The organism is Streptomyces lincolnensis, from assembly GCF_001685355.1.
GTDB lineage: Bacteria > Actinomycetota > Actinomycetes > Streptomycetales > Streptomycetaceae > Streptomyces > Streptomyces lincolnensis.
Genome location: NZ_CP016438.1, coordinates 3,599,898 through 3,610,203, shown reverse-complemented (window position 1 = coordinate 3,610,203; position 10,306 = coordinate 3,599,898). Strand labels below are relative to the sequence as shown.

General features: G+C 71.2%; 8 protein-coding genes. 4 read left to right on the top strand and 4 right to left on the bottom strand.

All coding sequences use genetic code 11. The annotated features are described in order from the left end of the window. Positions 1-67 precede the first annotated feature (67 nt). Complete coding sequence (locus SLINC_RS15950) at positions 68-643, top strand: biotin transporter BioY (protein WP_067432702.1); 576 nt, start codon at positions 68-70, stop codon at positions 641-643. On the opposite strand, the gene SLINC_RS15945 is transcribed toward SLINC_RS15950, so the two are convergent. Together SLINC_RS15945 and SLINC_RS15940 are read right to left on the bottom strand one after the other, a co-directional pair. After that, positions 633-1,958, bottom strand: coding sequence for an FAD-binding oxidoreductase (locus SLINC_RS15945; RefSeq protein WP_079164552.1), 1,326 nt, complete (start codon positions 1,956-1,958; stop codon positions 633-635). The genes SLINC_RS15950 and SLINC_RS15945 overlap by 11 nt on opposite strands. Positions 1,959-2,021: 63 nt before the next feature. Then, positions 2,022-2,756 carry a hypothetical protein gene (locus SLINC_RS15940; protein ID WP_067432699.1) on the bottom strand — a complete coding sequence of 245 codons (735 nt, stop codon included), beginning with the start codon at positions 2,754-2,756 and terminating at the stop codon, positions 2,022-2,024. 267 nt (positions 2,757-3,023) lie between these two features. Here SLINC_RS15940 and SLINC_RS45935 point away from each other — a divergent pair, with 267 nt between their 5' ends. Then, the gene (locus SLINC_RS45935) at positions 3,024-5,591 is read left to right on the top strand and encodes a serine/threonine protein kinase (protein ID WP_375141527.1); all 2,568 of its coding nucleotides are present in this window, start codon (positions 3,024-3,026) and stop codon (positions 5,589-5,591) included. A 61-nt stretch (positions 5,592-5,652) separates the two neighbouring features. Here the strand turns inward: SLINC_RS45935 and SLINC_RS15930 are convergent, their stop codons facing one another. Continuing rightward, complete coding sequence (locus SLINC_RS15930; RefSeq protein ID WP_067432696.1) at positions 5,653-7,122, bottom strand: amino acid permease; 1,470 nt, start codon at positions 7,120-7,122, stop codon at positions 5,653-5,655. 215 nt (positions 7,123-7,337) lie between these two features. On the opposite strand from SLINC_RS15930, the gene SLINC_RS15925 reads away from it, so the two are divergent. Then, positions 7,338-7,823, top strand: a complete 486-nt coding sequence (locus SLINC_RS15925) for a ribose-5-phosphate isomerase (RefSeq protein WP_067432693.1) — start codon at positions 7,338-7,340, stop codon at positions 7,821-7,823. A gap of 257 nt (positions 7,824-8,080) precedes the next feature. Further along, positions 8,081-8,890, top strand: a complete 810-nt coding sequence (locus tag SLINC_RS15920) for an Fpg/Nei family DNA glycosylase (RefSeq protein ID WP_067432690.1) — start codon at positions 8,081-8,083, stop codon at positions 8,888-8,890. Between the two features lie 30 nt (positions 8,891-8,920). Here the strand turns inward: SLINC_RS15920 and SLINC_RS15915 are convergent, their stop codons facing one another. Further along, entirely contained in the window at positions 8,921-10,174 is a 1,254-nt protein-coding gene (locus tag SLINC_RS15915; protein WP_079164551.1) for a GNAT family N-acetyltransferase, read from the bottom strand. Between the last annotated feature and the right edge of the window lie 132 nt (positions 10,175-10,306).

The following is a 10,306-nucleotide window of genomic DNA, read 5'->3' as shown; positions in this document are numbered from 1 at the left end:
GCCCGCGTCCGGGGCGCCGGGGTAGCGTCACGGGGTCCCTTGCCGCTCACACCCTCGCGGAGACCTCATGAGCACCGCCGTCGCCCCCGCCCGCACCGGCCAGGTCCTCGCCGACCTGCTGCCCGCCTCCCGTGTCCGGGACGTCGCGCTCGTCGTGGGTGGCGCCGCGCTCACCGGCCTGGCCGCGCAGATCGCGGTGCCCGTGCCGGGCTCCCCGGTGCCGGTGACCGGTCAGACCTTCGCCGCGCTGCTGGTGGGCACCAGCCTCGGCGCGCGTCGTGGTGTCGCCGCGCTCGCCGTGTACGCGATGGCCGGTCTCGCCGGGGTGCCGTGGTTCGCGAACGGCACCTCCGGGATCTCCGTCTCCTTCGGCTACATCCTCGGCATGATCCTCGCGTCCGCCGCCGTGGGCGCCCTGGCCCGCCGCGGCGCCGACCGCTCGATGCTCCGCACGGCGGGCGCGATGCTGCTGGGCGAGGCGGTCATCTACGCCGTCGGCGTCCCGTACCTGACCTACGCCGCCGACATGTCCCTGTCCGCCGCGATCGCGGCCGGTCTCACCCCGTTCCTGATCGGCGACGCCGTGAAGGCCGCCCTGGCGATGGGCCTGCTGCCCACCGCCTGGAAGCTCCTCAAGCGCTGACCGAACCGTTCCCGCGGAAGAGGTTCGCCGGGTCGTAGTGCGACTTGACTCCGGCGAGCCTCTTCCTTGTCACGTCGTCGTACAGCCCCTCGGCCCGATCGCCCGCCCCGAACGCGAAGTTGACCGACCGGCCCAGCGTGCCCGGCGCGAGCAGCGCGAAGGCGGGGTCGAGCAGCGCGCGGGCCGCCTCCCGCTCGCCCACGGTCAACAGCCGTACCAGAAAACGCCCTTCGCGGTACGGCACCGAGTTGGGCGCGGGCCGCGCCAGCGCCCCGCCCAGATGATTGATCTGTACGACGACCATGGCCCCGGCGTCCGGACCGGTACGGGCGAGCAGCGCACCGGCCCGCTCCACGTCCAGCTCGCCCAGCACCGCGCTGTCCCCGTAGTACGCGTGCGGGACATCCGGGTCGCTGTGGATGGTGTGGCTCTCGGCGTACGGCATCTCGCGCAGGGAGTCGGCGAGCAGTGGCCCCAACTCCCGCAGCGGGGCGACCAGTCGCTCCCCGTCGGTCCCCGTGTGCGCCACCCGCACGGAGACGACGTACCGCCCCCGCAGCCGCGGCGGCAGCGCCGGCAGATCCGGATACGGTACGGCGGCGAAGGACGAGGTCAGCCCGTCCGGCACGGTCCGCGTCCACTCCTCGTACGCCCGCAGCACCGCCGCCGGGTCGACCTCGCGGCCGTCGAACGCGAGCGAGCCGCCGTAGAGCCGCGGCACGGGCACCAGGCCGATCTCCAGTTCCGTGACGACACCGAGGCCGTGGCCGCCGCCGAGGAGCGCCCAGTAGAGCTCGGGGTCGGAGTCGGGGGCCACGTGGCGCGGCCGGCCGTCGGCGGTGACGACGTCGAGGGCGCGCACCCGGTCGGCCGCGTAGCCGAACTCCCGGGCCAGGATGCCGAGTCCGCCGCCGAGCGTGTACGAGACGGCGCCGACGGAGGGGGCGGAGCCGTTGAGCGGGGCCAGTCCGTACGGTGCGGCGGCCGCCACCACCTGGCCCCAGCGGACGCCCGCCCGAATCCGGGCGGTGCGGGCCTCGGCGTCGACATGGACGCCGTCCATCCGCCCGGTCGTGATCAGCACGCCGCCCTCGGTCGCACCGGGCAGGCCGTGCCCGGTGGCCTGGACGTCGACCGGGAGGTGCCGTCCGGCCGCGTACCGCACGGCGGCGACGACGTCGGCGGCGGAGCGTGCGGCGACCACGAGGGCGGGATGCCGGGCGAAACCCGTCTGGAATCCGGCGAGTTCGTCGTCGTAGCGGGGGTCGCCCGGACGGAGGAGGTGCAGGTCCGCGAAGTCTGTCGAGGTGTTCATGCGGCCGATGATGGGGGCATAACCTGACAGCTTCCGTCAGGTTATGCCCCTTCTTCTTGCGTTCTACCGGGTGGCGGGTCGCCGCTGCGACCACCACAGTCCGGCCGCTCCCGCGGCCATCAGTGCCGCGCCCGCCGCACCGAGTGGCAGGACGTCACGCACCGGACCGGTCCTGGGGAGTTCCTTGCTGTCGCCCGGCGCGTCGCCGCCCGGTGCCACCGGCTGGTTGTCGGTGCCGAGCAGCAGCGGAGTGGCGGGGGCGTTCGGCGACGGGTTCGTCGTACCGAACGGAACCGGGCCCTGCTGCCAGAACGTCTTCTTCCCGTCGCTGGTCTGCACCGGCAGACAGATCTTTCCGGTCTTGCCCAGGTCGTAGGTCGCGTCCACGGCGTACGACTTCGACGCACCGGCGGCGAGATTGTCGATGGGGCAGGAGAAACCGCTGTTCGAGCCCTCCGGCAGATCCTTTTTGTCAATCGGAGAGCAGCCTTGAACATTCTTGACCGTAAGGCCGTCGAAACCGACGACCAAGAGCCTGATCTTTCCGCTGTCCTTGGTCCCTTCGTTCTTCGCCGTGGCGGTGATATCGGTTTCCTTCGAGCTGTTGTCCACCGAGATCTTCTCGGGCAGCAGCGTGGTCAGCTTCACGCCTGCCGGCGCCTCGTCAACGGCCTTTCCCCCCTTGCTGCTCCCGGGCCCTTCGTCAGCGGCACTGGCGGTGAAGGAAAGGATCATCACCGCCGAAAAAGATGCCGTGACCAGCGATCCCGCGATGGTCGTCGTACGACGAGAACTCATGTTCGTCCCCCTTGGCTGCGCCTGAATTCGCAGTACTTGAAGAGGTACCACAAGATTTCTCCGCACTATGCTGGTACGGCGTGAAGTGTGACCATCGTGTTTCAATCGGGAAGGCCTTGAGGGGGGTGCAGCGGATTGCCGGGCAATAGGGAAGGCGTGGGAAAGACGGGAAACGCGGGAATCGGGGGGAACACGAGAAGCGGTGGGGTTCCGGGGCTTCTGGTGACGGGACGCTATCGCCTGGTCGAGAGTATCGGCCAGGGGGGAATGGGGCGGGTGTGGCGGGCCGCCGACGAGATACTCGACCGGCAGGTCGCCGTCAAGGAGATGCGCATCGACGGCCTCGACGCCGAGGACACCCGCACCCGCCGCGAACGCACCCTGCGCGAGGCCAGGGCGACGGCCCGGATCGACCACCCGAACGTCGTGCGCATCTACGACGTCGTGGACGAGGGCGAACGCCTGTGGATCGTCATGGAGTTGGTCTCCGGCCGCTCCCTCGAACGCATCATGGCGGAGGACGGGCCCCTGGGCCCGAGGGACACGGCGCTCCTCGGACTCGGCCTGGTCCAGGCGCTGCGCCAGGTGCATGCCCGCGGGGTCCTGCACCGCGACATCAAACCCGGCAACGTCCTGGTGGAGACGGGCGGTCGCCGTATCGTCCTCACCGACTTCGGCATCGCCGCGATGCAGGACGCCAAGGCCCTCACCATGGTCGGCATGCTCGTCGGCTCGCCCGACTACATGGCCCCCGAGCGGGTCTCCGGCCGCCCCCAGGGCCCGCCGTCCGACGTGTGGTCCCTTGGCGCGACGCTGTGCGCGGCCCTGGGCGGCCGCTCCCCGTTCTCCCGCGACACCACCCTCGCCACCCTCCACGCCGTCCTCTACGAGGAGCCCGAACTCCCCGCCACCACCGGCCCACTCCGTGACATCCTCGCCGCCCTCCTGGAGAAGGACCCCTCGGTCCGCCCGGACCTGTCCGACCTGGAGACCTCACTACGCCCCCTGGCGTACCCGGCCCCCACACCGACCATGCCGGTGGGGGGACCGGCCGAGGCGGGGGCGCGTGGTGAGGGGGAGCCGCCCGCGGAGGAGGGAGTTGCGGAGGGAAGCCTTTCCGGGACGGGATCTCCGGGAGCCGCCGCTTCGGAAGCGGGGCAGGCGGGGCCAACGGGCCAGGCGGGGCAGGGGAGTCCGGCGGCGCCCATGACACCGGACGTGCCGGAGGCATCCAGGACGCCGGAGGAGTCCTCCGCACCGTGGGCAGCCCGAGAGCGGGAGCCTGAGGCCCCGTCCGAGGTGCCCGAGCCGGCCGAGTCGCGCGGGTCAGCTAAGTCGGCCGCCGCCTCACCCGAGTCGTCCGAGCCGCCGACAACACCCGAGCCGCCGGAGGCAACCGCACCGACGTCCGGCGACACCCGCTCCCTCCGCGCGCCGCGCGACCCGAGGCGGCCGACACCGGCGGCCGGGCCGCGACCGGGCTCCGAGCCCGGCCCCGACGCGCGCCCTGCGCCGGGGGCGGTTTCCCGTCCTGTCCCCGATCCCTCGTCCGAGTCCGAGACTCGTTCAGGGGCTGGGCCGGGTTCCGGCCCTGTGCCCGGCGCCGCGGCCGAGTCCGAGGCGCGGCCCGCGTCCGGTTACGGATCCCACCCTGTTCACGAGCCGCAGCCGCAGCCGCAGCCGCAGCCGCAGCCGCAGCCGCAGCCGCAGCCGCAGCCGCAGCCGCAGCCGGAGCCGGAGCCGGAGCGGCAGCCGGGCTCCGAAGCCGAACCCATCCAGGACGCGATACCGGACCCGCGCCCGGAATCGCACGCCCACCCGCGCCCGGAATCGCACCCCCACCCACGTCCGGAACCGCACCCGGCGCTCCCCACCCCCGTCGCCGAGCCCTCGCCCCCGTCGGAGCACGCCCTCAACGCTTCCACCGAGGCGCTGTCGGAGGGGCGTTCGGAGACGCGTTCCGAGATCCCGGCCGGCAACTCCGTGGGCGGGGGTGCCGGTGTTTCGCCGAGCCACGCGGAGGCGGAGACCGAGAGCCGCCCCGGGCTCGTCCCGGCACCGGAGCCCACGCCCACGGCGTCCGGAGCGGGCCACGCCTCGTCCGCCGCACCCGACCGAACCCCCGACGCCCCGTTCTCCCTGGGCCCCCATCCCCTGAACGCGCCCGTCGGCGAACTCCCCGGCCCGGCCGTCCCCGCCGCCACCCCCCGGCGGGGCCACCGCCGGACGGCTCTCATGGCGGCCGTGGGTGTGGTCACCGCGGGGGCCGTCGTCGCGATCGTGCTGGCGGCGACGGCCGGGTCGCCGGACGACACCAGGGCGGGATCCTCGCCGTCGGCCTCGCAGCCGGCGTCCTCCGCCACCGGCGGCAGCCCGTCACCCACGGTGGGGGGCACGTCGCGGCCGCAGACCCTGCCGCCGGGCGCGCACCGGGAGGCGGGCGGGTTCGCGTGGGCGACACCCGAGGGCTGGCGCCGGGACGTGAAGACGGGGGCGGAGGTGCACTACACCTCCCCGGACGGCAAGCAGGAACTCGCCGCCAAGTCCGCCCTCGCCCGCGGCGACCTGATGGAGACCTGGGAGACCTCGGAGCAGAACGCCCGCCAGGGCCAGGACTACCGGAAGATCCGGCTGGAGAGGACGACGTTCCGCGGCCAGGAGGCCGTCGTGTGGGAGTACACCTTCACGCTCAAGGGGGTCGCCTGGCACGCGCAGCTGCTCGGCTTCAACGAGAACGGCAAGTCGTACCAGATCAACACCTGGTACCAGCCGGATGTGGAGGACCAGGCCCTCACGACCTACGGCGAGGTCAGGGACAGCTTCACGGTCCTGTGAGCAGCACGGCGGGGCCCCGCACACAGGGCCCCGCCGACAAGAAACGAGAAGGGGTGTCCGCTCAGACCTTGCTGGTCTCGCGGTCGCCGTCACCGTCCCCGAGCTTCCGCTCGCTGCCCTTGGCCTTCTCCTTCACATAGGCGATGAGGAGCACGACCGCGGCGACGAGCAGCGACAGCAGCACGGTCGTGCGTCCGTCGTGCTCGGTGTCGGTCAGCATGTAGCCCAGGACGAAGATGATCAGCGCGGCCGTCGCCCAGGTCAGGTAGGGGTACAGCCACATCTTCACGACGAGCTTCTCCGGCGCCTCGGCCTGGATGATCTTCCGCATCCGCAGCTGCGAGAAGCAGATGACCAGCCAGACGAACAGGGCGACCGCACCGGAGGAGTTGACCAGGAAGAGGAAGACCGTGTCCGGGGACAGGTAGTTGAAGAAGACGGCGACGAAGCCGAACACGACCGACGCGAGGATCGCCGTCATCGGCACGCCCCGGCTGTTGGTCCGGGCGAAGCCCTTGGGTGCGTCGCCCCGCTGGCCGAGCGAGAAGGCCATGCGGGAGGCCGTGTAGAGCCCGGAGTTCAGACAGGAGAGCACCGAGGTCAGCACGATGAAGTTCATGATCTGACCGGCGTGCGCGATGCCGAGGGAGTCGAGCGCCGCGACGTAGGAGCCGTCCTCGGTGATGGACTTGCTGTCCCACGGCAGCAGGGTGACCACGACGAAGATCGAGCCGAGGTAGAAGACGGCGACGCGCCAGATGATGCTGTTGGTGGCCTTGGTGACGGCCTGCTGCGGGTTCTCCGACTCGCCGGCCGCGAGGGTGGCGATCTCACTGCCCATGAAGGAGAAGACGACGAGCAGCACACCGGTGAGGATCGCCCCGGCACCGTGGGGCAGGAAACCGCCGTGCTCGGTGAGGTTGGACAGCCCCGCCTGATCGCTGTCGACGCCCGGCAGCACACCGAAGACGGCGAGCCCGCCGATGACGATGAACGCGGCGATCGCGACGACCTTGATACCGGCGAACCAGAACTCGAACTCGCCGTAGGAGCCCACCGAGACGAGGTTGGTGGCGGTCAGCACGATCATCACGATCAGCGCCCACGCCCACTGCGGTACGGCCGGTATCCAGCCCTCCAGGATCACCGCGCCGGCGGTCGCCTCGACCGCCAGCACGACCACCCAGAAGAACCAGTACAGCCAGCCGATGGAGAACCCGGCCCAGGGCCCGAGCGCCCGGTCGGCGTGCGCGGAGAACGAACCCGACGTCGGATTCGCGGCGGACATCTCGCCGAGCATCCGCATCACCAGCACCACGAGCGTGCCGACGAGCGCGTACGACAGGAGGATGCCGGGTCCGGCGGTGGCGATACCGGAGCTGGATCCGACGAACAACCCGGCCCCGATGACGCCGCCGATGGCGATCATCGAGAGATGACGGTTCTTGAGTCCTGCCTGGAGACCGCCGCCGGGTTCACCGGGGTCTCCGGGGGTGTGACCAGCCTTGGGGAGGGTCGGCTGCGAGGTCATAGGACGGAATTCCTTTGCGCCGGTGGAACTCTTCCCCGTACGAGCGGAGTACGAGGCGTACGAATCGGTCCAGTGAATCCGAGGTAAAGGAATTCTTGAACCTTTGATTCCGGATCGTTACTTGAGCTTTTCCTGAGGTTCGGTGGTGTTGCCTACGGTTTTCCGGGTCGACCCCCGGAGCTGCTGCCCGGAAACACGCGTGTCACACTCGTCCCATGCGCGTGTATCTCGGCTCCGACCATGCGGGCTTCGAACTCAAGAACCACCTCGTCGACTGGCTCAAGGCGGCCGGCCACGACCCCGTCGACTGCGGCCCGCACATCTACGACGCCCAGGACGACTACCCGCCCTTCTGCCTGCGCGCCGCCGAACGCACGGCCGCCGACCCGGACTCCCTCGGCATCGTGATCGGCGGCTCCGGCAACGGCGAGCAGATCGCCGCCAACAAGGTCAAGGGCGTCCGCGCGGCCCTCGCCTGGAGCGAGGAGACCGCCTCCCTCGGCCGCCAGCACAACAACGCCAACGTCGTCGCGGTCGGCGCCCGCATGCACACCCAGGACGAGGCGACCAAGTTCGTCGAGACCTTCCTCAACACCCCGTACTCCGGCGACGCCCGCCACACCCGCCGCATCGACATGCTCGCCACGTACGAGACAACCGGCGACCTCCCCCCGATCCCGCCCCACCACCCCCAGCAGTAATCCCAGAACCAGCAGAACCAGCACGTCCCAACGCCGGTCCAGGCATTCCAGCCCGTCCGGCGTTTGAGGACGAGGCCCCTTAAGGGCCGATAGGGGGTCCAGGGGGCAGAGCCCCCTGGGAGCGGGGTCGAAGGGGCGGCAGCCCCTGGGGATGGGACGGGTAGGGGCGGCGGGGGCGAAAAAAACGCGCCCCGAGCCGCACCCCCACCCACGGAAGCCGCGAACACAGAACCCGCAAGACCGAGGAGAGCCCCCCCGTGCCAGAGGGCCACACCATCCACCGCCTGGCCCAGGACTACGCCCAGGCCTTCCGCGGCTCACACCCCCACGTCACCAGCCCCCAGGGCAAGTTCACCGACGCCGCCGCCCTCCTCACCCGCACGGAACTCACCACCACAGAGGCCCACGGCAAACACCTCTTCCTCGCCTTCCAGGACACCGACTGGATCCACATCCACCTCGGCCTCTTCGGCAAGGTCACCTTCGGCCCCGCCCCCGCACCCCCACCCACGGACACCGTCCGCCTCCGCCTCGCGAACAACACGTCGTACGTCGATCTCCGCGGCCCCACCACCTGCGCCCTGATCACACCCCCCGAGAAGCAGGCGATACACGACCGCCTCGGCCCCGACCCCCTCCGCGACGACGCGGACCCGGGGACCGCCTACCAAAGGATCTCCCGCAGCCGTACGACGATCGCCGCCCTGCTGATGGACCAGAAGGTCATCGCGGGCGTGGGCAACGTCTACCGCGCCGAGACCCTCTTCCGGCACGGCATCGACCCGTACCGAGCGGGCAGGGACATCACCCCCGCCGAATGGGACGCGATCTGGACCGACCTGGTCGGGCTGATGCGCGAGGGCGTCCGCACCAACCGCATCGACACCGTCCGCCCGCAACACCTGCCGGAGGCGATGGGCCGCCCGCCCCGCGTCGACGACCACGGCGGCGAGGTGTACGTGTACCGCAGGGCCACGATGCCCTGCCACATCTGTGGCGGCGAGATCCGCACCGCCGATCTCGCCGCCCGCAACCTCTTCTGGTGCCCGACCTGCCAGAAGAACTGACGGCACACCAAAAAGGTCAGAACACCACGGTCAGAACCCGTGCGGCAACCACGGCGCGACCACCGACCCGAACCCCACGGCCGCCTCCGCCAACGCCCCCTGCCGAACCTCCCGCACCCGCCCGGCCGCCGCCAACGACGCCAGGCTCACGCCCCCGAGATAGGCGGCCCCCAACTCCCGTACGGACAAGGAGAGATCGGCCGCGTCGGTCGTAGGAGCGCAGGACGCGCCCTTCGCGTCGCCGCTCAGCCGCCAACGCCCCGCGTTCCAGGGGCAGAAGGCGTCCTCGACGTCGAACACGACGTCCACCGGGGCCTGATAGGTCCGCGCCTCCAGCGCCGCCCCGACATCGACGAGCCGGACGAACAACGAGTCCCGCGCCCGCAGCCCGCACCGCCGGATGTCGCTCACCATGGACAGCCACGGCTCGTCCGACGGCCGCCCGTGCGCCCGCACCGTCGACGTCAGGTCGATCTCGAACAGGAACCGCCACAGCGCGGCATGCGCCGCCGGGTCCAGCGCCTCCGTGTCCAGCAGGACCACCTCGCCCTTGGGCCCGGCCGCGTCCCACTGCGGCTTGACCCGGAAGCGGGCGTACCCCACCATCTCGCCTTCCCGCTCGGCGACCACGCACTGCATCGGAGAGCCGCCGTTCCGCTCGCTCTCCGGGTCGAGCACCAGGAGCCGCTCCCAGCCGGGCAGCCGCGCCAGCATCCCCGGCCGCTCGGGCACCCGCCGCGCGTACAGCGCCTCGCACGCGTCCAGCACGTCGGCCGGCGGGACGTACCGCAGCCGTACGTCATCGGTGCCGGGCGGCACGGACAGGCTCACGCGGGCCGTGTCGACCTCGACGTTGACGCAGTGGGTGGCCGCGCCGTACCCGAACCGGCCGTAGATCACGGGCTCGGAGGCGGTCAGCACGGCCAGCGGCCAGCCCCACTCCCGTACGTCGTCCAACTGCCGCCGCATCATGGACCGCAGCACTCCGCGCCGCCGGTGCGTGGCGGCCACACTGACCATGGTCACGCCCGCCGCGGGCACCGAGGCGCCGCCCGGTACCGTCAGCCGGAAGCTGAACGCCCCCGCCGTGCCCACGCACGCGTCGCCGTCCCAGACGCCGATGGAGCGGTCCGGCTCCGTGAGAGAGTTCCACAGCTCCCGCTCGTCGGCCGATTCCGGCACCCCGCCGAAGGCCCGGATCAGGTTGTCGTACCACTGGTTCCATTCGTCCGGCCGCAACACCCGTAGCTCGGTGGCGGCCTCGGCCGCGAAGTCAGTCCCCATGAACCATGCCTACCAGGGCAATGCGGGACGGGCCAGGGAATTTCGTCTTGGTGGCGGCGCGGTGGCTTTCTGTGAAGTTCACTGTGAAGTTGAACCTCGGACGGGGGACAAGTGGGACCTCCCGTGCCAAGC